Origin of the sequence: Streptomyces sp. NPDC090032 (assembly GCF_044748025.1) — a bacterium.
GTDB lineage: Bacteria > Actinomycetota > Actinomycetes > Streptomycetales > Streptomycetaceae > Streptomyces.
Genome location: NZ_JBIVFF010000010.1, coordinates 356,040 through 378,253 on the forward strand (window position 1 = coordinate 356,040; position 22,214 = coordinate 378,253).

The window sequence follows — 22,214 nt, forward strand, 5'->3', positions numbered from 1 at the left end:
CCCCCTGGGAAGAATGCGAAGCGTGATCGTCGACTGCGGCATCTACCGGGACGGGCGCAGGACCGAGGGGCCCTCGGACTTCTCCGACGCGCTCGCCGAGGCCAGGACCGAGGGCCACTCCTTCGTCTGGATCGGCCTGTACGAGCCGACGGAGGACGAGTTCGCGCGGGTCAGCGACGAGTTCGGGCTGCATCCGCTGGCCGTCGAGGACGCGCTCAAGGCGCACCAGCGGCCGAAGCTGGACGTGTACGACGACTCGCTGTTCGTGGTGCTCAAGCCGGTCGTGTACGAGCCGGACAGCGACAAGGTCTCCTCCGGGGAGGTCATGCTCTTCATGGGCGACTCGTTCGTCGTGACCGTCCGGCACGGCGAGGGCGCACCCCTGAAGGCCGTACGCAAGCGGCTCGAAGCCGATCCCGGTGTGCTGCGGCACGGGCCCACCGCGGTCCTGTACTCGATCGCCGACGCGACCGTCGACCACTACCTGGAGGTCGCGAGCGAGCTCCAGACCGACATGGAGGGGCTGGAGGCCGAGGTGTTCTCGCCGGAGAGCGGCGGCTCGCGCAACACGGCGTCCAGGATCTACACGTTCAAGCGCCAGATCCTGGAGTTCCGCAGGGCCACGGGCCCGCTGACGCTCCCCCTGGCCAAGCTGTCCGGAACCGGCCCGTCCATCGGTCCCGTGCCCTTCGTGAACGAATCGGCGCGGCCGTTCTTCCGCGACGTCAGCGACCACCTCCTGCGCGTCAACGAGTCCGTCGACGCCCTGGACCGGCTCGTCTCGGACATCCTGTCGGCGCATCTGGCGCAGATGGGCGTGCGGCAGAACGACGACATGCGGAAGATCTCGGCGTACGCCGCCATGGTCGCGGTCCCGACGCTGATCGCGGGTGTCTACGGCATGAACTTCGACCACATGCCGGAACTCCACTGGCTGTGGTCGTATCCGCTGGTGATCTTCGTGATGGTCTGCCTGGAGCTTCTGCTCTTCCGCACGTTCAAGCGGCGCGGCTGGCTGTAGCGCACACCTCGCGGGGCCTACGCGAACTCGACCGCGCTCGTCGCGGGCCCGCCCAGCGCATCGCGCCGCTCGGGCATCTCCAGGGACACCATCCGCCGCCAGCCGACCAGGCGCTCATACGCGTACACGGCGTGGATGCCCGCGGCGAGCAGGGCCGCCTTGGGCTTCGGCCAGCGCAGGATGTGGCCCATGTGGTCCATCACGGCGAGGCTGACGTCGCGGTAGACGCGGATCTCCTCCAGGGCACAATCGCGCAGGATGCGCTGGATGTCTCGGCCGTGGCCCGCGTACGCGAACCGCAGGAGTTCCTCGTGGCAGTACGCGAGGTGGTTGTCCTCGTCGGCCGAGATCATCTTCACCGCGCGGCCGATGTCGGGGTCGTCCGCGAAGTGCTTGCGCAGCAGGTCCATCTGCTCGGAGGCCCGCTGCTCGGTGACCCGGCTGTGGGCGAGATACGTGACGATGTCCCGCACGGTGAGCGGTTGGTCGGCCTTGAGCTGCTCGTGCGCGAGGCCGATGCCGTGCTTCTCCAGGAGCATCGTGTAGTCGGTCTCGGGCGGGACGTCCACGGGTTGCAGGCCGCGCTTCTTCATCAGCGCGTTGAAGATCCGTCCGTGCTTGTCCTCGTCGGCTCCGTGCCGCGCCACCTTGGGCGCGAGTTCACGCTCGCTCAGGGGGACGAGCGCGGCGATCCGGCCGTTCTCCCAGCCGCCCTGCGCCTCTCCGCTGGCCGCGATGGAGCAGAAGAGCCGGAAGGACTCGTCGTCGTCGAGGATCTCCTGGAACAGACTCTTGGCCGACAGCATCTCTGGATACCTCCGTGCGCGCCGCGCGTTCCGTGCGGGGTTCCGCCAAAACGAGTCAAATACGGCATGCAGGACCGGGCAACAGCTGTGGGGGGCCACTCGGCCGAAGGAAGGGCCTCGCGAGAGGGTTGTGGGCGTAACCAGGCGCCGGATGAGGCGTTGTTACCCGTGACGGCCGTGGCGGGGAAGACCCCCGAGCCCCCACCACGGCCGCAGAACTTTCCCTCCCCCGCGTTACGCCAGTCCGGCCCGCTCCAGGGCCTCGGTGCCGGCCCGCAGGGCCGCGATCCGCTCGTCGAGCGTGAAGCCGGCGGGGGCCAGCGTCAGAGTCGTCACCCCGGCAGCCGCGTAGGCCTGCATCCGCTCGGCGATCCGCTCCACGGAACCGAGCAGCGTCGTCGAGTCGATCAGCTGGTGCGGCACAGCGGCCCCCGCGCCCTCCTTGTCGCCGCCCAGGTACTTGTCCTGGATCTCGGCGGCTTCCTTCTCGTAGCCCATGCGCTGGGCGAGCTGGTTGTAGAAGTTCTGCTTCCGGCTGCCCATGCCACCGACGTACAGGGCGGTGTACGGGCGGAACATGTCGGCGAGCGCGGGCACGTCCTTGTCGGCGCCGAGCGCGAGGGGCAGCGTCGGGACGACGTCGAAGCCCTCCAGCGTCTTGCCGGCCTTCTCACGCCCTGCCCGCAGATGGGTCAGGGCGGTCTCCTCCAGATGCTCGGCGGCCGGGAAGATCAGCAGGGCGCCGTCGGCGATCTCGCCGGTCTGCTCCAGGTTCTTCGGGCCGATCGCCGCGATGTAGAGCGGGATGTGCTCGCGCTCGGGGTGCACGGTCAGCTTGAGCGGCTTGCCCGGGCCGCCCGGCAGCGGCAGCGTCCAGTGCTCGCCCTCGTACGACAGCCGCTCGCGGCTCATCGCGCGGCGCACGATGTCGACGTACTCGCGGGTGCGGGCCAGCGGCTTGTCGAACTTCACGCCGTACCAGCCCTCGGAGACCTGCGGGCCCGAGACGCCGAGGCCGAGGCGGAAACGGCCGCCGGACAGGGAGTCGAGGGTCGCGGCCGTCATCGCGGTCATCGCGGGCTGGCGGGCGGGGATCTGCATGATCGCGGAGCCGATGTCGATGCGCTCGGTCTGCGCGGCGACGTAGGAGAGCACCGTGGGCGCGTCCGAGCCGTAGGCCTCCGCGGCCCAGCAGACGGCGTAGCCGAGCTTGTCGGCCTCCCGCGCGACGGCCAGGTTGTCCGCGTCCATTCCGGCGCCCCAGTAACCGAGGTTGATGCCGAGCTCCATGGCCGATCCCCTTACTGATCAGTAACGTCCTTTGTCCGGGCACCCTAGCGCGCCCGTTCGGCGGTCGGCCAAGGCCGGTTGTCCACAGGCCCCCAATAACCGACTTCCGGCCAGTAATCTCAGCGCCCATGGAGCAGAGGCATCTCGGCCGCACCGGCCTGCGAGTGTCCCGGATCGGGCTCGGCACCCTCACGTGGGGCCGCGACACCGACGAGCACGACGCCGCGGACCTGTTGAAGACCTTCTGGGAAGCGGGCGGCACACTCGTCGACACGGCCGATGTCTATGGCGGCGGGGAGGCCGAGTATCTGCTCGGGCAACTCGTCGAGGGCCTCGTGCCGCGGCGCGATCTGGTCATCGCGACGAAGGCGGGGAGCGTGCCCGACCCGGACCGTCGCTTCGACGGCTCGCGCGGCCACCTCCTGGCCGCCCTCGACGCGTCCCTCGCCCGCCTCGGCACGGACTACGTCGATCTGTGGCAGGTCCACGCCTTCGACCCGGCCACCCCGCTCGACGAGACGCTCCAGGCACTCGACATCGCGGTGAGCAGCGGCCGCGCCCGGTACGCCGGCGTCTCCAACTTCTGCGGCTGGCAGCTGGCCAAGGCGGGCACCTGGCAGCTGGCCGCACCGGGTATACGCACCCGGCTCGCGAGTACGCAGATGGAGTTCTCCCTGCTCCAGCGCGGGGTCGAACGGGAGGTCCTGCCGGCGGCGCTCGACCTCGGCATCGGCCTGCTCCCGTCGTCACCGCTCGGCCGCGGGGTCCTCACCGGCAAGTACCGCAAGGCCACGCCCGCCGACTCGCGGGGCGCGTCCGACCACATGGCGCCCTTCGTCGCGCCCTACCTCGACGACGCCGCGACCCGCATCGTCGACGCGGTCACCACGGCGGCGGACGGCCTCGCGGTGACGCCGCTCCAGGTCGCCCTCGCCTGGGTCCGCGACCGGCCCGGGGTGGCCGCCCCCATCATCGGCCCGCGCAACTCGCAGCAGCTCACGGCGGCATTGTCAGTGGAGGCCCTTAGTCTTCCTGACGAGATCTGCCAGGCGCTCGACGACGTGTCGGCGCCCGTGCACCGCTATCCCGATCAGGACTGGAGCACGCTGTGAGTACGGAGCCCGCTGCCGCGGAGGGCCACCCGGGCCCGGCCGACACCGACGCGCCCGGCGCCGGGCAAGGCGCGGAGGCCACCGGCCCCGAGGAAACCGGCCCGGAGGAGACCGGCCCGGAGGAGACCGGCCCGGAGGAGACCGGCCCGGAGGAGACCGTCACCGAGGAAGGGACCGGCACCCCTGATCCGGCCGAGACGGACGAAGGTGCCGGCGCCGCCGCCGATCAGGCCGGAGCCGCCGCCGAAGGCGAAGGCGTGTCCGAGGCCGCTGCCGAGGCCGCCGCGCAGCGTGAGTTGCAGGAGCGGATCGCTCAGCGCAAGGCGGCCAAGGAAGGGCCCATCGCGGCCGGGGGGAAGCTGAGCGGCACGGCCGCCGATCTCCTTGCCGCGGTCCGGGCCGTCGAGAGCGGTGAGCGGCCCGCCGCCGCGTTCAGCGCGCCCGCACCGGCTCCCCGCAAGGTCGTCGCCGAGCCCGTCCGCCGGGCGCCGGCCGCCTCGCCCGCGGGCCCCGCCGAACCGGCCGCGGAGGCGGTCGACGCCGTGCGGGCCGTGCTGGCCGAGGGCGGCGCCCCCGCCTCGCTCGCCGCACCTGCCGCCGCGACGCTCGGCGAGGGCGCGGACAGCACGCTCCGGGACGACCCCTGGCAGCTTCTGCGGCTCCCGGGGGTACGCCCCGAGCAGGCGGACGGGTTCGCCCGCGCGCTGCTGGGCGCCGAGTGCGGCCCCGACGACGAGCGCCGGGGCCGCGCCGTCACGGTATGGCTGCTCGAACAGGCCGCGGTCGCCGGGCACACCGCCCTGGACGCGCCGGTGCTCGTTCAGGCGCTGGGCAAGCGCGACGTGCCGAACCCGGACGAGGCGCTGCAGAGCGCCATCGCGGAGGGTGACGCGATGGTCTTCCAGGACGCGCTGGAGGAGCCCGGCGGCCCCGCCCGCGCGCCGGAAAGCGCTCAAGAGACCAGCGCGGAGGACGAGGACGGCGGGGAGGACGGCGAAGAGGCCGAGCGTCCGGTCCGGGTGCTCGTCGGCCTGGAGCGGTACGCGCTCGCCGAGGAGAGCCTCGCCGACGGTCTCGCCCGGCTGGTCAACTCCCTCTCTAAGGAAGACAGTTCACAAGCTCTCGCGGACTGGGAGCCGGCCGCGGCGGCCGCCGCCGGTTCCACCGCCGAGCTGATCAGGGCGGTCGCCGGACACGGACTCGTCCTGCACACCGGCGCCGAGGCGGCCCGCGCCGAGCCCGCCGCACTCGTCCAGGCCGCGGCCCGCCTCGGCCTGCGCGTGTGCGCCGCGGCGCACAGCGCCGACGGGCGGCGCCGCCTCGCCGAGCGGTTCGGTCCCGGCGCCCCCGAGGGCATCGCGGTCACCGTGTCCGGCCTGCTGTCCGGCGCCGAGGGCCCGGGCCGGGACCGGGACGGCGCTCTCGCGGTGGACCTGCTCGTGGTCCTGGACGCGCCGCAGCTGGACGTGGAGACGGCCGCGATGCTCGCCGAGTCGCTCCCCGACGGAGCGCGGCTCGTCCTCAGCGGCGACCCGTCCGTCCTGTGGTCCGCGGGCCCCGGCCGGGTCTTCGCGGATCTCCTCGCCGCCCGCGTGTGCCCCCAGATCGCCTCCCGGACCCCGGACCCCGGCCCGGTCGGCGAGCTGGTCTCCGGCATCGGCATCGGCGAGCTGAACCAGGTGGAGGCCCCCGGCAAGGAGGTGGTGATCGTGCCGGTGCGCGACGCCGCCGAGGCGATCCACCGGGCCGTCCAGCTGGTCGCCGACTCGGTGCCGCGCGCGATCGGCGTGCCCTCCGAGCAGACCCAGGTCATCACCCCTGGGCACGGGGGCGCCGCCGGGACTCGCGCGCTGAACGCGGCCCTCAAGGAGCGCCTCAACCCCGGCCCCGGCCGCTTCGGCGGCTTCGACCCGGGCGACCGGATCGCGTACGTACCGGCCCCTGGCCGTACCCTGCCCGGCCGGGTGGTGCGGGCGGACGCGGAGGGCCTGCACCTGGACTGCGCCGGGACCCCGGTCGTCGTACCGCAGGACGCGGTGGAGCGGACCGTGCGGCACGGGTGGGCGCTGACCGCGCACCAGGCCGTGGGGCTGCGGTGGCCCGCGGCGGTGGTCGTGCTGCCGGGCGACGCGACGCAGGCGCTGAGCCGCCCGTGGGTGTACACGGCGTTCGGCCGCGGTGAGCGGCACCTCTCCGTGGTGCACGGCGCTGACGCGGCCCTGCCGCGCGCCGTGGCCGAGGTCGCGGCCAAGCCGCGCACGACGCGCCTGCAGACCTTGCTGCGGGCACAGGTCCCACCGACGCAGTAGGCGCACAGCGGCAGGCGAGAGGGGTGGGCGGACCGTAGTCCGCCCACCCCTCTCGCTCACTCGCTCACACCGTCACCGGACCGCGTCAGGACGGCTCCAGCTCGTCCTCCTTCGCGCCCGCGATCGCGTCGGGCCGGTCGTCCGCCAGGTCGCCGTCCAGCTCGTCGTCGAAGACGGCGCTCACGTCGAAGCGGCAGACGACCCGCTGCGGATCGGCCAGGTCGAACGGCGCGTCCAGCCACTCTCCGGGCTCGGCCGGTTCGTCCGACGCCGTGACCCACAGCGTGGAGTCGCCCTCCTCCAGGCCGAACTCCTTGTGCCGGGAGGCGATTTCGTCGGGTTCGAACTCCCCGAAGAGGACACCGAGGGCAGCGTGCACGCTGTTCCCGATGGTTCCGACGGCCGCCGCGGCGCCGTCGTCGAGGTCCGAGTCGGCCTCCACGTCGGCGACCCGCTGGGCCTGCGCGAGGAGTCGCTGCGGCTCCACCACGGCGTAGTCGCGGCGGATGAGCACGCTCAGGGCGTTCGGCTCCTCGGGTCCGGTGTACGGGGGCAGCGAGTCCTCCGTACCGGGAATCTCGAAGGGAGTGACCTCGTCATAGCGGTCGTAGAGGAGCTCGTCGTACTCCTCGGCCGCCGCGGCCAGTTCGTTGAACGCTTCGTAGACGGCCGGATCTTCCTCACCCGACCTGCGCTCGACAGCCGCCAGGTGGCGGTCGAGCGCAGCCTTGACCGCCTCGGCGGCGGCGCGTACCTCGGCAGCGGTGGGCTGCGCAGCATCAGACATAGTGCAGACGCTATCCGTACACGGCCCGTGCCCGCACAATAGATGCGATGCCGGAATACGAATTTGTCGACGTGTACGTCCCGCGCGGGGTCTCCCGCAAGGACGCCACACGCCTGCTGACCGACCACGCCGAGTACGGACACTGGGAATTGGACCGCCTGAGCCTGCTGCGCGACGGCAGCCGCAGGGTGCGATTGCGTCGGCGGATCATCCGCCAGCTGCGCGCCACGTGGTGAATGAGCGGAGCGGGCCCCGTGAGTGCTGGGCCCGCTCCGTTCCGCACCTGCTCAGTCACACCGCGTCAAGCGCTGGTCACACGCCTGCCCGTGCCCGTCGGTAGAGCAGCGCGCCCGCGAGCAGTGCGCCCGCACCGGCCGGCAGGACCGTTCCCAGCGGCATCGAGCTGCCGGTCTCGGCGAGCTGTTCCGTACCCTTGGGCTGGGTGACGGTCTGCGGCGCGGGGTGGTTCGGGGTGCTGGGGGTCACCGGCGGCTTCGGCGGCGCAGGCGTGTTCGGCTGTGCCGGCGGCTCGGTCGGTGGGGGCGTCGGCTCGTCGACTCCCGGGGAGTTCGCGCAGTCGTTGCCCCCCGCGGGGTTGAGCAGCCCGATGACCGAGACGCTGTTGCCGCAGGCGTTGACCGGTACATGGACCGGGACCTGCACGTGGTTGCCGGAGCCGACACCGGGCGAATCGCTCGTGCCCCCCTCGGCCGTGGCGCCGCCGTGATGGTGGCTTCCGCCGGACTGGCCGCCTCCGGGCTTCGACGTGTTGGCACAGTCGTTGCCCAACGCGGGGTTGAGCAGCCCGACGACGTTGACGGTGTTGCCGCACGCGTTGACCGGGATGTCCACGGGAAGCTGGATCGTGTTGCCGGAGAGGACGCCGGGCGATCCCGACGAGCCTCCTTCGGCACCGGAGTCTGCGTGTGCGTAGCCCCCGGACACGGCGAGTACGCCGGTCGCGGCCGCCACGGTGATCAGGCCTTTACGCGTGACCTGTCGCATAGCTTTAACCTGCCTTATGCCTTGCAGAATGCGCACGGGCATCCATACGCGTGCGCGGAATGCCCAATCGGCCCCGGAGCGCATGGCGCGCACTCCGGGGCCGACGGACTCAGACCCTCAAGGGGCGATGCACAACAACGTCACTTGTTGACGCAGGCGTTGCCGAAGGTGGGGTTCAGCAGCCCGATCACGGACACCGTGTTGCCACAGGCGTTCACCGGGATGTGGACCGGAACCTGGATGACGTTGCCCGAGATGACACCGGGAGACTTCACGGCGGCACCCTGAGCCCCGGCGTCGGCAGCGGCGAGGCCCGCACCCGCGAGCACGAGGCCACCAGTGGCAGCCGCAGCAGCGACGACCTTCTTGATCATTATTCCTCCTTGTTGGCAATGCAATCCCAGCCGCGGACTGCACCCCCTGTAACGAGGAGGGACTGATGAGGCTACGAGCCTATGTTTCCTTTCACTCTTCTCAGTCCGGTACGTACGCGCGCCCGAATATCCGGCGGCGCGGGCCCGGCGGGTCAGGAGGCGTCGATGAACCGGTCGAGCACGCGCACACCGAACTTGAGCCCGTCGACCGGAACCCGCTCGTCCACGCCGTGGAACATGCCCGCGAAGTCCAGCTCCGGCGGCAGCTTCAGCGGAGCGAAGCCGAACCCGCGGATGCCGAGGTCGTCGAAGGACTTGGCGTCGGTGCCGGCGGAGAGCATGTACGGCACCGCGCGGGCGATCGGGTCCTCGGCCTGGAGCGCCGTCTGCATGGCGTCGACGAGCGCGCCGTCGAAGGAGGTCTCCAGGGCCTTGTCCGCGTGCACGTCCTCGCGCTTCACGTTCGGGCCGAGGATCCGGTCCAGGTCGGCGAGGAACTCCTCCTCGTAGCCCGGCAGATAGCGGCCGTCGACGTGCGCGGTGGCCTGCCCGGGGATCACGTTCACCTTGTAGCCGGCGCCGAGCTGGGTCGGGTTGGCGGTGTTCTGCAGCGAAGCGCCGATCAGCTTGGCGATGCCGCCGAGCTTGGCGAGCGTCTCGTCCATGTTCTCCGGGTCGAGCTCGGTGCCGAGCGCGTCGCCGAGCTCGTCGAGGAAGTGCCGCAGCGTCTTGGTGACCCGCACCGGGAACTTGTGCCGCCCCAGACGCCCGACGGCCTCCGACAGCTCGGTGATCGCGTTGTCCTTGTGGATCATCGAACCGTGGCCGGCGGTGCCGTCCACGGTCAGCTTCATCCAGTGCATGCCCTTCTGGGCCGTCTCGACGAGGTAGAGCCGCAGCTTCTCGTTGACGGTGAAGGAGAAGCCGCCGACCTCGCTGATCGCCTCCGTGCACCCCTCGAAGAGGTCCGGGTGCTTGTCGACGAGGTGCCGCGCGCCGTACGTGCCGCCGGCCTCCTCGTCGGCGAGGAAGGCCAGGACGATATCGCGCGGGGGCTTGCGGCCGCTGCGCAGCCGGTCGCGGACGACCGCGAGGGTCATCGCGTCCATGTCCTTCATGTCGACGGCGCCGCGGCCCCACACGCACCCGTCGGCGATCTCGCCGGAGAACGGGTGGTGGGTCCAGTCCGCCGCGTTGGCCGGTACGACGTCGGTGTGGCCGTGGATCAGGAGCGCGGGCCGCGAGGGGTCCTCGCCCTGGATCCGGGCGACCGTCGAGGCCCGGCCCGGGTGCGACTCGAAGATCTTGGGCTCGAGGCCCACCTCGGCGAGCTTCTCCGCGACGTACTCGGCTGCCTTGCGCTCGCCGGGGCCCGAGTGGTCGCCGTAGTTGCTGGTGTCGATCTGGATCAGCTCACGACAGAGGTCGACGACCTCGTCCTCGCCCGAGACCGTCCTGCCCGTGCTCGACTCGCTCACGCCTGTTCCTTCCACTGTCGTTGCTGGTGGTCCCCCTCATCCTCTCTCCCCGGGGGCCTCCGCCCAAGGGCGGGCGGGTGTCGTCATCCGCCGTTCACAGCGAGGGGGTGGCCGGATCGGGCACCCCTTCGGGCCTGGTAATGTTCTCTCTGTCGCCGCGGGGAACACACCGCGAAGACAGACACCTTGTCCGGGTGGCGGAATGGCAGACGCGCTAGCTTGAGGTGCTAGTGCCCTTTATCGGGCGTGGGGGTTCAAGTCCCCCCTCGGACACCAGCAGGAACCCCAGTCAACCTGGGGTTTTTTGCATTTCCGGCCCTTCCGTCGGCCCCCTCTCCGTCAGGCGCTCGAAGAGCAGCGGGCGGGCGACGCGCACGGCCGTGGTGATCGCTCCGAACAGGACCGCGTCCGCACCCGTCCTGCTGGGCTCGACGCGGGGGCGCAGCGGGGTGAGGCGGTGCAGGGTCTCGGCGACCGTGGCCAGCAGGAGGTCCGCGCCACGGCCGACGCCGCCGCCGAGGACCACCAGATCGGGGTCGAGCACGGCGGTCACGGAGGCGACGGCGAGGGCGAGGCGCTCGCCTTCCTGGCGTACGGCGGCGAGGGCGGCGGTGTCGCCGGTGCGGGCGGCGTCGAAGACGCGCTTGGCGGTGAGAGGTCCGGTCATGCCCAGGGCGCGGGCGGCGCGGACGACGGCGTCGGCGGAGACCGCGTCCTCCAGCATGCCGCGTCGGGGGGCCGCACCCGACGCAGGTACGCCGTCCAGGGGCAGGAAGCCGATCTCGCCCGCGGCGCCGTGTGCGCCGAGGAAGAGTTCACCGTCGGCGACGACGCCCATGCCGAGGCCCGTGCCGATCAGTACGTAGACGAAGAGGTGGCTGTCGGCGCCCGCGCCGAAGGTGTACTCGCCGAGGGCGGCGAGGTTGGCGTCGTTGTGGACGGAGAGCGAGGTGCCGAGCCGGTCGCGCATGCGCTCGACGAGGCCGGCCCGGCCCCAGCCGGGCAGATTGACGGCGTAGCGGACCCGGCCGGTGTGCCGGTCGAAGACGCCGGGGGTGCCGACGGCCGTGTGCACGACGTCGAGCCGGCTCAACCCGGCGTCCGCGAGGGCCTGTTCGGCGCAGGTGACGGCGGCGTCGGCGACGGCTCCCGCGCTGCGGCCCCGGTTGCGTACCTCCGTACGGGAGACGATCGTGCCCGTCAGGTCGGCCACCGCCGTGCGCAGCCGGGCGCGTCCGATGTCGATGCCGAGGACGTGGCCGGCACGCGGGTCGGGTTCGTAGAGGACGGCGACGCGTCCCCTGCTCTGGGCGTGGGTGCCGGCCTCGCGGACGAGGCCGGCGCGTTCCAGGGCGGCGAGGGCGGAGGAGACGGTGGGCTTGGACAGGCCGCTGTCACGGGCGAGTTGGGCGCGGGACGCGGGGCCCTCGAGGCGCAGGCGTTCGAGGAGCAGCCATTCGTTGTTGCTGCGCAGGCGCCGGCGGTTCCAGGGGGGTGTGGTCACCGGGCGCCCTCGGGCGGGGCGGTGACATGGCAGGCCGCCGTGTGCCCCTCGGCGACCGGTTGCAGGCGGGGGGTGACGTGGTGGCACCGGTCGACGGCGAGCGGGCAGCGGGCTCGGAAGCGGCAGCTGGGGGTGGGGTCGATGACGACGGGCGGGTCGGTCTTGGCGGCGGCCGCGTCGACGTCGAGGGGCGCGCGCGGGTCGGGGACGGCGGACAGGAGCAGCTCGGTGTAGGGGTGGCGGGGGTGGGCGAGGACGTCCTCGGTGGGGCCGGTCTCGACGACGTGGCCGCCGTACATGACGGCGATCCGGTCGGAGAGGTAGCGGGCGCCGGCGATGTCGTGGGTGATGTAGAGGATGGAGACGCCCTCGGTCTCGCGCAGGTCGGCCATGACGTTGAGCAGGCCGATGCGGATGGAGACGTCGAGCATGGAGACGGGTTCGTCGGCGAGGATCAGTTTGGGGCGGTGGGCGAGGGCCTGGGCGAAGCCGATGCGCTGGCGCTGGCCGCCGGAGAGTTCGTACGGGAAGCGGGACAGGACGTCGGCGGCGGGGGTGAGGCCGACCGCCTCGACGACCCGTTCGGCCTCCGACTGCCGCTCCGTGGCGCTGAGTTCGGGGCGGTGGAGTCTGAGACCGCGCAGGATTCCGTGGGACACGCGGTAGGCGGGGTTGAGGGAGGCGAAGGGGTCCTGGAAGACCATGGGGACGTCGCCGCGGTAGGCGAGCTTGGCCCTGCGGCCGCGCTGGGCGGTCAACGGCTCTCCCTGGTACCGGATTTCGCCTCGGGTGGGCTTGTGGACCTGGGCGACGAGGCGGGCGAGCGTGGACTTGCCGCTGCCGCTCTCGCCGACGAGGGCGACGATCTCGCGTGCGCCGATGGCGAGGTCGACGTCGTCGACGGCGTGCAGGACGCGGCGGGTGAGCCCGGTGCCGACCTTGAAGTGGCGGGTGAGGCCGATCGTTTCGAGGAGAGGGCTCATGACGCGGCCTCCGTGAGGTGCAGCAGGCAGCGGGAGCGGGCCGCGCCGACTTCGTACAGGGTGGGCTCGGTGACGTGGCACTGCTCGTGGACGAGGGGGCAGCGTGGGGTGAAGCGGCAGCCGGCCGGGGGTGCGGCGAGGTCGGGTGGGCTGCCGGGGATGCCCTTCAGGGGGACGCGGGGGCCGCGGATCGAGGGGAACGCTTCGAGGAGGCCGCGACTGTAGGGGTGGGAGGGGTGGTCGAAGACGGTGCGGGTGGGGCCCTGTTCGACGACCTGGCCCGCGTACATGACGAGGAGCTGGTCGGAGAAGTGGCTCACCAGCGACATGTCGTGGGTGACGAACACGACGGCGAAGCCGAGGAGTTGCTGGAGTTCCTTGATCTGCACCATGAGGGAGCGCTGGGCGACGACGTCGAGTGCGGAGGTCGGCTCGTCCATGATGACCAGGTCCGGGGTGAGGAGCAGCGCCATGGCGATCATGGCGCGTTGGCGCATGCCGCCGGAGAGCTGGTGCGGGTAGCTGTGGAGATGGACCGGGTCGATGCCGACGAGGTCGAGGACCTCGGTGGAGCGGGCGCGGATCTCGTCGTTCGAGTACGCCCCGTGAGCGGCCATGGCGTCCTTGTACTGGGCGGCGAGGGTCGTCACCGGGTTCAGGGCGTTCATGGCGGACTGCAGGACGACGGAGTAGTCGCGCCAGCGCAGGGCGTTGAGTTCGCGCTCGCCGAGGGTGACGAGGTTCTCGCCGCGGAAGCGGACGGCGCCGCCGGCGATGCGGGCGGGCGGGTTGAGCAGCCGCGCGACGGCGAACATCAAGGTGGACTTGCCGCAGCCGGATTCGCCGACGATGGCGGTGAACTGGCCTTTCTCCACGGAGAGTTCGACGTGGTCGACGGCCGTGACGGGGCCGCGCGCGGTGTCGTAGACGACGGTCAGGTCGGTGACGCTCAGCAGGGGTTCAGGCATCTCTGCGCCTCCTTCGTGCCGGCCGCAGGGCCGGGTTGCCGATCTCGTCGAAGGCGTAGTTGACGAGGGCGAACGCGACGCCGAGCAGGGCGACGCAGAGGCCGGGGGCGATGGACCACAGCGGGGTGCCGGTCTGCAGGGCCTGCTGGTTCTGGGCCCAGTAGAGCATCGTGCCCCAGCTCTGCGAGTTCGGGTCGCCGAGGCCGAGGAACTGCAGGCCGGCCGCGCTCAGCACCGAGTAGAGCGCGGCCCCGAGGAAGTTGGCGACGATCAGTGAGGTCATCGTCGGCAGGACTTCGCAGACGACGATGTACGAGCGCCGCTCGCCGCGCACCCGGGCCGATTCCAGGAAGTCCCGGTTGCGCAGCGACAGGGCCTGGGCGCGTAGCTGGTTGGCGCCGTAGGACCAGCCGGTGAAGACGAGGACGGCGAGGATCACGGTGAGCGAGCCCTTGCCGGCGTACTTGGCGAGGATGATCACCAGGGGGAACGCCGGGATGACGAGGACGACGTTCGTCAGGAGCGACAGGAGGTCGTCGGCGAGGCCGCCGAGGTAGGCGGCGGAGACGCCGATGATCACGGACAGGACAGTGGCCAGCGCGCCGGCGACGACCGCGATGACGAGTGACTCCCGTGTGCCGTAGATGAGTTGGGAGTAGATGTCCTGGCCGAGGGCCGTGGTGCCGAGGAGGTGGGCGGTGGACGGGGCGAGGCGGGGGGCGAAGTTCGCCTCGTCGGGGTGGTCGACGGAGGTGAACAGGCCCGGGAACGCGGAGACGACGGTGAACACGAGCAGGATCACGGAGCCGGCCATGGCTTTCCGGTTGCCGCGGATCGCCTTCCACAGGCCGCCTCCCGTCCGGTTGCGGGCGGGGGCCTTCTCGGGGGGCGGTGCGGTGATGGCGGTGGTGGTCATCGGCGGCTCACCCCTTCGCCCTGGCTCGTGGATCGAGCCATACGGTCGCGATGTCCACCGCCAGCAGAGCCACCAGCACCGCGACGGTGAACAGCATGAACAGGGCCTGCATCAGCGGGTAGTCGACGTTCTGGACGGCGTTGTAGAGGAGGTAGCCGACGCCGGGGTAGTTGAAGACGTACTCGATGAGGATCGCGCCCGAGATGACGAAGCCGAGTGACATGGCGAAGCCGGCCAGGTTGGGCAGGATCGCGTTGCGGGCCGCGTAGCCGTACATGATGCGGCGGGACCCCAGGCCCTTCGCGCGGGCCATCCGGACGTAGTCCTCGGCCAGGGTGGTGATCATGTTGTTGCGCATGGTGAGGATCCAGCCGCCGATCGTCGTGATGAGCAGCGTCGCTGCCGGCAGGACGGCGTGGGAGAGCACGCTCCCGACGAAGCCCGGGGAGAAGCCGGGCACGATCGTGGTGTCGTAGTTGAAGTTGGCGGGGAGCCAGCCGCCGGTGCCCTGTGAGAAGACCAGGATCAGCAGCAGACCCACCCAGAAGTACGGCAGCGCCGACGTGATCACGAAGATCGGCGGAAGGATCGCGTCGAGGGCACCGCCGCGGCGCCAGCCCGAGACCGTGCCGATGAGCGTGCCCAGCACGAACGCGAGGACCGTGGTGATGCCGACGAGGCCGAGGGTCCAGGGCAGGGCGCCGCCGATCAGCTTGGTGACCGGCTCGCCCAGCGTCTGGCCGATGGAGCGCCCCCAGTTCCCGGTGAACATGTGGCCCAGGTAGTCGACGTACTGGACCGCGATGTTCTGGTCGGGCTTGAAGCCGAACGACGTCAGCATCTGTTCGAGCGCGTCCCGGGAGACCCGGCCGCGGGTGCGCACGGTGAGCGCGTCGACCGGGTCGCCCGGCATGAAGCGCGGGATGAAGAAGTTCAGGGTGAGGGCCGCCCAGAGCGTGAGGAGAAAGAACCCCAGGCGGCGCAGGATGAACCGCACAGGTCACCGCCTACTGGGCCGACTTGGAGTACAGGTGGGTGAGCACCTGGCCCGTGTCGGGGAAGTTGTAGGCCGAGGGCTGGGCGTAGGGGTTGTCCTCGGTGGGCCAGCCGGCGATGTCCTTGGTGTTGTACTGGAACCAGTCCACCGACTCCACGACGGGGATCAGCGGGACGTCGTCGATCATGTACTGGGCGACCTTCTTGACGATGTCGACCTGCTGGGTCTCGTTCGCCGTCGCGTACTCGTTGAGGAGCTGGTCGACCTTCGGGTTCTTGTAGCGCTCCCAGTTGCTGGTCGCGTTCTTGCCGAGCGGGGCGGTGTTCCCCGAGTGCAGCATCTGGCGCAGCTCGTAGTACGGGCTGGGGCCGCTGGTCTGCTGGGCGTAGTACGCGAGGTCGTAGTCGCCTGTGTAGAGGCGGCCGATCATGGTCTGCTGCGCAAGGTCCTGGACCGTGAGGTCGATGCCGACGGCCTTCAGGTTCTGCTTGATGACGTTGAGGGAGGCGTCCCAGTCGGTATAGCCGGTGATCGTGATGATCTTCAGCTTGAGCGGCTTGGACGGGGAGTAGCCGAGTTCGCCGAGGAGCTTCTTGGCACGCGCCGGGTCGGGCTTGTCGAAGCCGGCCTTTTCCACGGCCGCCTTGTCGTAATACTTGTCGAACGTCGGCGTGACGATGCCCGACTGGTTCGCGGCCGGTTCCTGGCCGCCCACACCGATCTTGGAGACCTTGTCCCGGTCGATGGCCAGCGAGATCGCCTGGCGGACCTTGAGGTTGCTGGTCATCTTGTGGGACGGGTCGAGGTTCGGGTGGATGCTGACGTTCAGGACGGGCGGCGACCAGGTGTGGTTGTCGGCCGACTTGTCCAGGTAGAACTGCTTGATCCCCGGGATGAACTGGCTGCCCCACTGCGCCTTGCCGTTGGCGAGGTCGAGGTTGGCGGGACCGTTGTCCAGGTAGGCCGGGTACTCGACCTTCTGGATGTACGGCCTGCCGGGCTGCCAGTAGCCGGGATTGGCCGTGTACTGGATGTTGTTCGGCGAGCAGGGGTTGACCTCGAACGGGCCCGTGCCGACGGGCTTCTTGTCCACCCAGGTGTCGGGGTGCGCGGCGGCGGCGCCGGCACCGAAGACGTGCTCGGGCACGATGGCGACCTGGTGGGCGAACGCGTAGAAGTAGGGCTGCGCCGCCTTCTCGAACTTCAGGGTGACCTTGTCGCCGGAGGCGGTGGCCGACTGGAGTCCGGCCGTGGTCCACAGGGCGTACAGGTCGGTGGACTTGACGCGCTTCATGAGGTTGAAGGTGAAGGCGACGTCCTTGGCGGTGAACGGCTTGCCGTCGTTCCACTTCACGCCGGAGCGGATGGTGAAGTCGATCTGCGTCTTGTCCGCGTTCCACTTGTAGCTCTTGGCGAGCATCGGTGTCTCGGCCTGGTCCTTGAGGGTGTTGACGAAGATCAGGGGTTCGTAGACGAAGCCGATGGAGGTGTTGTAGACGGCCGGGTTGAACGGGTTGAAGTTGCAGGTCCAGGTCTGCCCCGCCGTGTTGGCGATGGTGACCGTGCCGCCCTTCTTCTTCGGGCCGCTGTTCTGTGTGGCGTCGTTCCCGTCGGAGCCGCCTTTGTGCTTGGTCTCCGAACAGGCCGTCGCCGTCACGGCGAGCGCGCCGATGACCGCTGCGGCGAGGATGCGCGTGGGCCTCATGTCCTGCCAGTCCCTTCGTGGGCCGGGTGGGTGCGTCAGGTTCCGGTGCGCGCGGCCTCGACGGCCAGCGCGAGTGCCCCGAGCAGGGGCGCGTCGTACGGGTGCGCCGCGACTGCGAGCTGCGGCGGGTAGGGCACGGCCGCGTCCAGGGCGGTGCGCAGCGGTGCGTGCAGCGCGTCCCAGGAATGGACCATGCCGCCGCCGACGACGATCCGCTGGGGATCGACGGCGATGGTGAGGTTGACGAGATGGAAGGCCAGCTCGTCGATGAACTCACCGATGTGGAAGGCGAGTTCGGTGGAACTGTCCGACCGCGCGGCCAGGCTGAGCGCCTTGCCGCTGACGACGTCCTCCAGCAGGATCCGGTCGCCGGCCGCCCGACCGACGTCGGCGGGTGCCCGCAGGTTGTAGCCGATCTCGCCGGACGCGCCGTGCCGTCCGGTCAGGACCGTGCCGCCGGCCACGATCGCGACGGCGAGGCCGGTTCCGAGGTTGACGTACAGGCCCGGGTCGCAGCCCTTCAGTGCCCCGGCGTCGCACTCGTAGCGGGCCGCGGCCTTCACGTCGGTGGCCAGACGCAGCTCCGACTCCGGGAATTCCAGGGCGAGTTCACGGCCGAGGGCGAGCTCTTCCCAGCCGGGGATGTTCGGGGCGAGGGCTACGCCGTCTTCGCCGGGGATGCCGATGGTGGACACGCCGACGGCGACGGGTTCGCGGCCGTCGAGAAGCGTTCGGGCGGCGCCCACGGCCCTTTTGAGGCCTGCTCGTGCGCCGTGCTCCGCCGCGGTCTCGACGGTGAGGTCGTGCAACCGGGTGCCGTGCTGGTCTGCGACGGTCAGGGCCGTCTTGGTGCCGCCGAAATCAAGGGCGAGGACGACGGGCGCGGATGGGGGCACGTTCACATGGAGCTCCTCACGCGGGAGGGAGGCGCCAGTAAAGTTACGTAACTAAACGAGGTGGCCCGGACTGTACGCCCGATGCGTCTCGCACGTAAGTCCTCTCGTTCACAACGAAGTTGACGATCTTTCGGAGCCTCCGGAGCTTTCCGGTCTTTCGGAGCCTTCGGGCAACGACGAGGCCCCCGGAGATCCCGGGGGCCTGCCTGATCGGTGCGCGCGCGGTCAGCCGGTGAAGCCGGCGGTGATCTTCGTGAACTGCCAGTTGTCCTGGCTGATGCCGGAGCAGTTCTCCGCCACTCCCCCGCCCGCGCACGGCCGGTCGCGGTTGACCGACCAGAAGGCGAGGCGTGCGATGTGGTGGCTGTTGGACCAGTCCTTGACCTGGGTCCAGATCGCCGGCGTCGTGGTCTCCGCCTGGTCGCTGATGCCGTTCATGCCGGAGATGCCGATGTGCGCGTACGCCGTCGTGTCGTCCCAGCCGAAGACCGACTTGAGCTTGGTCTTGAGGCCCTCGGCGGCGTTCACGGTGTTGCCGTACATGTCGGAGCCGCCGCCGAAGTCGAACGGCATGATCGTGAAGACGTCGATGTCCGCGTTCAGGGCCTTGGACCGCTCGATGAGGCGGTTGCCGTAGTACGTCGGTCCGGTAGTCGAGGTGCCGAAGGTGAGGATCGTGCGCAGGCCCGGGTTGTTGGCCTTGACGATCTTCAGGGCGCCCAGGATGCGGTCCTGGACGGCTTCGTTCTCGAACTCGTCGGAGTTCTCGATGTCGACGTCGATGGCCTTGAGCCCGTACGCGTCGATGACCTTCTGGTAGGCGCCCGCGAGGGCTTCGGGGGTCGAGCAGTTGGGGCCGAGCTTGTTGCCGCTCCAGCCGCCGATGGACGGGACGACATCGCCGCCCGCGGAGCGGATGGCGTTGATCGCGGTCTGGTCCTGCCCGCCGGTGAGGGCGCGCTGACCGTCCCACGCGGGGTTGCAGCCGCCGGAGGAGAGGATGAAGGCCATCGTGAACCACTTGACGCCGGTCGCGTTCATGACCGTGGCCGGGCTCGGCGGGTCACCCCAGCCGGTGTAGAAGTACGGGGCCGCCTGCTTGAATCCGGCGCCGCCACCGGAGCCCTGATCGGTCGTCACGGAGACCGAGTTGGACGCGGCCGAGGCGTTGCCGGCCGCGTCATGGGCCTTGACCGTGAAGGCGTACGCGGTGCTCGGGGCGAGGCCGCTGACGGTGGCGCTCGTGCCGGAGACCGTCAGGAGCTTGTTGCTGCCGCCGCTGTAGATGTCGTAGCCGGTGACTCCGATGTTGTCGCTCGCCCCGGTCCAGGACAGGGAGACGCTCGTCGAGGTCTTGCCGGTGGATTTCAGGGCCGTCGGGGCGGTGGGCGCCTGGGTGTCGCCGCCCCCGCCGCCGGGCCCGTCGAGGCTGATGTCGTCGGCGTAGTAGGTGCCCTGCGCGTACCAGCCCTGGGTGTAGATGGTGGCGCTGGTCTGGGAGGCGCCGGTCGTGAACTGCACCGTGAGTTGGCTGTAGGCCGTCGGGGACTGCGTCCAGGTCGAGGCGCCGCCGTCCACGCCGAGGTAGACGTAGTTGCCGCGTACCCAGCCGGAGAGGGTGTACGCGGTGTTCGGCTGGACGGAGACGGTCTGGCTGCACTTCGCGTTGTCACTGGAACTGGCCGCGCCGGACAGGGCTTTGGTGCCGCCGTGGACCGGGCTGGACACGACCGAGCCGAGCCCGCCGGAACAGGTCCACGGGCTCGTACTGCCGCTTTCGAAGCCGGCGTTGGACAGCACGTTCGCCGCCTGTGCGGTGGTGGGGAGCGCGACCGCGCCGGCCACGGCGAGTGCGGCGGATCCGATGAGGGCGAGGAGGCGGGGCCTTGCGGAGCGTCTCTTGCGTCTGGAGAACACACGAACTCCCGGTGGGGGCAAGGGGATTGGACCGGACACCAGCGGCGCGCGAGGCGCGACCACCAAGCTGGTATGGACCAATCCCCTTGTCAAGACCCCGCGTTCACTCCACTCACTCGGATCCGGGCGCCCGCACGTTCCACTCCGCGATCACCGGTCGCCCGTGCTCCGTGGAGAGGCGGCTCACCGTCCCGGTCGCCAGCTGGAACAGCCGGCCCTCCGCCGGGGCGAGGCCCAGGCGGCGGGCCGTGAGGACGCGCAGGACGTGGGCGTGGGCCACGAGGACCACGTCGCCCTCCGTGAGCGCGGGCGCCACGCGTGCCAGGACGCGGTCGGCCCGCTCGCCCACGGCCTCCGGGGACTCGCCCGGCCCGCCTTCGGGGCCCAGGGGGACACCTTGGGTCCACAGGTCCCAGTCGGGGCGGGTGCGGTGGATCTCGCGGGTGGTGACGCCTTCGTAAGCGCCGTAGTGCCACTCGTGCAGGTCCGGTTCGGGCCGGGCCCCGCTCAGGCCCGCGAGGTCGGCGGTGCGGACCGCGCGGCCGAGCGGGCTGGTGAGGACGAGGGCGTACGGACGTCCGGCGAGGAGCGGGGCGAGGGACTTGGCCTGTTCCTCACCGTGCTGGGTGAGGGGCTTGTCCGTCCAGCTGGTGTGCTGTCCGGACAGGCTCCACTCCGTTTCGCCGTGGCGGACGAGCAGAAGGTCGCCCATGGCTGTCGTCTCCCCCTGGCTACTTCTGGGTGGTCTCGACGGCGTGGCCGCCGAACTGGTTGCGCAGGGCGGCGATCATCTTCATCTGCGGCGAGTCGTCCTGGCGCGAGGCGAAGCGGGCGAAGAGCGACGCGGTGATCGCGGGCAGCGGCACCGAGTTGTCGATGGCCGCCTCGACGGTCCAGCGGCCCTCTCCGGAGTCGGCGGCGAAGCCGCGCAGCTTGTCCAGGTGCTCGTCGTCGTCCAGCGCGTTGACGGCCAGGTCGAGCAGCCAGGAGCGGATGACCGTGCCCTCCTGCCACGAGCGGAAGACCTCACGCACGTCGGTGACGGAGTCGACCTTCTCCAGGAGCTCCCAGCCCTCGGCGTAGGCCTGCATCATGGCGTACTCGATGCCGTTGTGAACCATCTTGGAGAAGTGGCCGGCGCCGACCTTGCCGGCGTGGACGAAGCCGAAGTCACCCTCCGGCTTGAGGGCGTCGAAGACCGGCTGGACGCGGGCTATGTGCTCCTTGTCGCCGCCGACCATGAGGGCGTAGCCGTTCTCCAGGCCCCAGACACCGCCGGAGACACCGGCGTCGACGAAGCCGATGCCCTTGGTGGCGAGCTCGGCGGCGTGCTTCTCGTCGTCGGTCCAGCGGGAGTTGCCGCCGTCCACGACGATGTCGCCGGGCGAGAGCAGTTCCTTCAGCTCGTCGATCGTCGACTGCGTGGCGGCGCCCGCCGGGACCATCACCCAGACCACGCGCGGGCCTTCGAGCTGGTCGACGAGCTCGGCGAGGCTGCTGACGTCGGCGAGGTCGGGGTTGCGGTCGTAGCCGATGACGGTGTGGCCGGCGCGGCGGATGCGCTCGCGCATGTTGCCGCCCATCTTGCCGAGGCCGATGAGTCCGAGCTGTATCGCGGTCATGTCTGTCTTCACTTCTTCCGGAGCGTGCGGTAGGTGGCGACGAGCGCCTGGGTGGAGGCATCGAGACCCGGGACGTCCGCGCCCCGGGTGAGGGCGGGTTCGACGCGCTTGGCGAGGACCTTGCCGAGTTCGACGCCCCACTGGTCGAAGGAGTCGATGTTCCATACGGCTCCCTGGACGAACACCTTGTGCTCGTAGAGGGCGATGAGCTGGCCCAGGACGGAGGGGGTGAGCTCCCTCGCCAGGATGGTGGTCGTGGGGTGGTTGCCCTGGAAGGTGCGGTGGGGCACCTGCGCCTCGGGAACGCCTTCGGCGCGGACCTCTTCGGCGGTCTTGCCGAAGGCGAGGGCCTGGCCCTGCGCGAACAGGTTGGCCATCAACAGGTCGTGCTGGTCCGCCAGTTGGGCGGTCAGCTCGCCGACCGGGCGGGCGAACCCGATGAAGTCCGCCGGGATCAGCTTCGTCCCCTGGTGGATGAGCTGGTAGTAGGCATGCTGCCCGTTGGTGCCGGGGGTGCCCCAGAC

Annotated in this window: 20 protein-coding genes, 1 tRNA gene and 1 pseudogene; 5 read left to right on the top strand and 17 right to left on the bottom strand. The window is 70.6% G+C overall.

Features of this window, described 5'->3' with window-relative positions:
• Nucleotides 1–22 precede the first annotated feature (22 nt).
• Complete coding sequence (gene corA, locus ACIPWY_RS26110) at nt 23–1,021, top strand: magnesium/cobalt transporter CorA (RefSeq protein ID WP_393703878.1); 999 nt, start codon at nt 23–25, stop codon at nt 1,019–1,021.
• 17 nt (nt 1,022–1,038) lie between these two features.
• Here the strand turns inward: corA and ACIPWY_RS26115 are convergent, their stop codons facing one another.
• Nucleotides 1,039–1,827 (bottom strand): ferritin-like domain-containing protein, encoded by a 789-nt coding sequence (locus ACIPWY_RS26115; RefSeq protein ID WP_393703876.1) that lies wholly within the window; start codon nt 1,825–1,827, stop codon nt 1,039–1,041.
• Between the two features lie 234 nt (nt 1,828–2,061).
• Nucleotides 2,062–3,117 (bottom strand): LLM class F420-dependent oxidoreductase, encoded by a 1,056-nt coding sequence (locus ACIPWY_RS26120; RefSeq protein WP_356289381.1) that lies wholly within the window; start codon nt 3,115–3,117, stop codon nt 2,062–2,064.
• 128 nt (nt 3,118–3,245) lie between these two features.
• Here ACIPWY_RS26120 and ACIPWY_RS26125 point away from each other — a divergent pair, with 128 nt between their 5' ends.
• Nucleotides 3,246–4,229, top strand: coding sequence for an aldo/keto reductase (locus ACIPWY_RS26125; protein WP_362905752.1), 984 nt, complete (start codon nt 3,246–3,248; stop codon nt 4,227–4,229).
• Nucleotides 4,226–6,538, top strand: coding sequence for a helix-hairpin-helix domain-containing protein (locus tag ACIPWY_RS26130; protein ID WP_393703873.1), 2,313 nt, complete (start codon nt 4,226–4,228; stop codon nt 6,536–6,538). The genes ACIPWY_RS26125 and ACIPWY_RS26130 overlap by 4 nt, the downstream gene beginning before the upstream one ends.
• 85 nt (nt 6,539–6,623) lie before the next feature.
• On the opposite strand, the gene ACIPWY_RS26135 is transcribed toward ACIPWY_RS26130, so the two are convergent.
• A complete protein-coding gene (locus tag ACIPWY_RS26135) occupies nt 6,624–7,325 on the bottom strand; it encodes a hypothetical protein (protein ID WP_393703871.1) in 702 nt (233 codons plus the stop codon).
• 47 nt (nt 7,326–7,372) lie between these two features.
• Between ACIPWY_RS26135 and ACIPWY_RS26140 the strand changes: the two genes are divergently transcribed.
• Nucleotides 7,373–7,561 carry a DUF5703 family protein gene (locus ACIPWY_RS26140; protein ID WP_067429589.1) on the top strand — a complete coding sequence of 63 codons (189 nt, stop codon included), beginning with the start codon at nt 7,373–7,375 and terminating at the stop codon, nt 7,559–7,561.
• Nucleotides 7,562–7,637: 76 nt separating this feature from the next.
• On the opposite strand, the gene ACIPWY_RS26145 is transcribed toward ACIPWY_RS26140, so the two are convergent.
• The 3 genes from ACIPWY_RS26145 to ACIPWY_RS26155 form a co-directional block, all read right to left on the bottom strand.
• Nucleotides 7,638–8,330 carry a chaplin gene (locus ACIPWY_RS26145; RefSeq protein WP_362910891.1) on the bottom strand — a complete coding sequence of 231 codons (693 nt, stop codon included), beginning with the start codon at nt 8,328–8,330 and terminating at the stop codon, nt 7,638–7,640.
• A gap of 140 nt (nt 8,331–8,470) precedes the next feature.
• Complete coding sequence (locus ACIPWY_RS26150) at nt 8,471–8,704, bottom strand: chaplin (RefSeq protein ID WP_362910893.1); 234 nt, start codon at nt 8,702–8,704, stop codon at nt 8,471–8,473.
• A 152-nt stretch (nt 8,705–8,856) separates the two neighbouring features.
• Nucleotides 8,857–10,182, bottom strand: coding sequence for a M20/M25/M40 family metallo-hydrolase (locus ACIPWY_RS26155; protein ID WP_362910895.1), 1,326 nt, complete (start codon nt 10,180–10,182; stop codon nt 8,857–8,859).
• A 188-nt stretch (nt 10,183–10,370) separates the two neighbouring features.
• Between ACIPWY_RS26155 and ACIPWY_RS26160 the strand changes: the two genes are divergently transcribed.
• Nucleotides 10,371–10,458 (top strand) — tRNA-Leu (locus ACIPWY_RS26160).
• A 13-nt stretch (nt 10,459–10,471) separates the two neighbouring features.
• Here ACIPWY_RS26160 and ACIPWY_RS26165 read toward each other — a convergent pair.
• The 11 genes and pseudogenes from ACIPWY_RS26165 to ACIPWY_RS26215 all read right to left on the bottom strand — a co-directional run.
• Nucleotides 10,472–11,686, bottom strand: coding sequence for an ROK family protein (locus ACIPWY_RS26165; protein WP_393703868.1), 1,215 nt, complete (start codon nt 11,684–11,686; stop codon nt 10,472–10,474).
• Nucleotides 11,683–12,669: an ABC transporter ATP-binding protein gene (locus tag ACIPWY_RS26170; RefSeq protein ID WP_393703866.1), complete on the bottom strand. Its 987-nt coding sequence runs from the start codon at nt 12,667–12,669 to the stop codon at nt 11,683–11,685. The genes ACIPWY_RS26165 and ACIPWY_RS26170 overlap by 4 nt, the downstream gene beginning before the upstream one ends.
• Nucleotides 12,666–13,637: an ABC transporter ATP-binding protein gene (locus ACIPWY_RS26175; protein ID WP_362910901.1), complete on the bottom strand. Its 972-nt coding sequence runs from the start codon at nt 13,635–13,637 to the stop codon at nt 12,666–12,668. Before ACIPWY_RS26175 ends, ACIPWY_RS26170 begins: the two co-directional genes overlap by 4 nt.
• Entirely contained in the window at nt 13,630–14,553 is a 924-nt protein-coding gene (locus ACIPWY_RS26180) for an ABC transporter permease (RefSeq protein ID WP_362910902.1), read from the bottom strand. The genes ACIPWY_RS26175 and ACIPWY_RS26180 overlap by 8 nt, the downstream gene beginning before the upstream one ends.
• A gap of 7 nt (nt 14,554–14,560) precedes the next feature.
• Nucleotides 14,561–15,550, bottom strand: a complete 990-nt coding sequence (locus ACIPWY_RS26185; RefSeq protein WP_362910904.1) for an ABC transporter permease — start codon at nt 15,548–15,550, stop codon at nt 14,561–14,563.
• 10 nt (nt 15,551–15,560) lie between these two features.
• Nucleotides 15,561–17,255 carry an ABC transporter substrate-binding protein gene (locus ACIPWY_RS26190; RefSeq protein ID WP_393703863.1) on the bottom strand — a complete coding sequence of 565 codons (1,695 nt, stop codon included), beginning with the start codon at nt 17,253–17,255 and terminating at the stop codon, nt 15,561–15,563.
• A gap of 35 nt (nt 17,256–17,290) precedes the next feature.
• Nucleotides 17,291–18,157: an ROK family protein gene (locus ACIPWY_RS26195; RefSeq protein ID WP_393703861.1), complete on the bottom strand. Its 867-nt coding sequence runs from the start codon at nt 18,155–18,157 to the stop codon at nt 17,291–17,293.
• 219 nt (nt 18,158–18,376) lie between these two features.
• On the bottom strand, nt 18,377–20,068 hold the full coding sequence (locus tag ACIPWY_RS26200; protein WP_393703859.1) for a carbohydrate binding domain-containing protein: 1,692 nt from the start codon (nt 20,066–20,068) through the stop codon (nt 18,377–18,379).
• Between the two features lie 112 nt (nt 20,069–20,180).
• Nucleotides 20,181–20,780 (bottom strand): histidine phosphatase family protein, encoded by a 600-nt coding sequence (locus ACIPWY_RS26205; RefSeq protein ID WP_362910912.1) that lies wholly within the window; start codon nt 20,778–20,780, stop codon nt 20,181–20,183.
• Between the two features lie 19 nt (nt 20,781–20,799).
• Entirely contained in the window at nt 20,800–21,681 is an 882-nt protein-coding gene (gnd, locus tag ACIPWY_RS26210) for a phosphogluconate dehydrogenase (NAD(+)-dependent, decarboxylating) (protein WP_383888180.1), read from the bottom strand.
• Nucleotides 21,682–21,698: 17 nt separating this feature from the next.
• A pseudogene (locus ACIPWY_RS26215) lies at nt 21,699–22,214 on the bottom strand (glucose-6-phosphate isomerase); the annotation flags it as partial.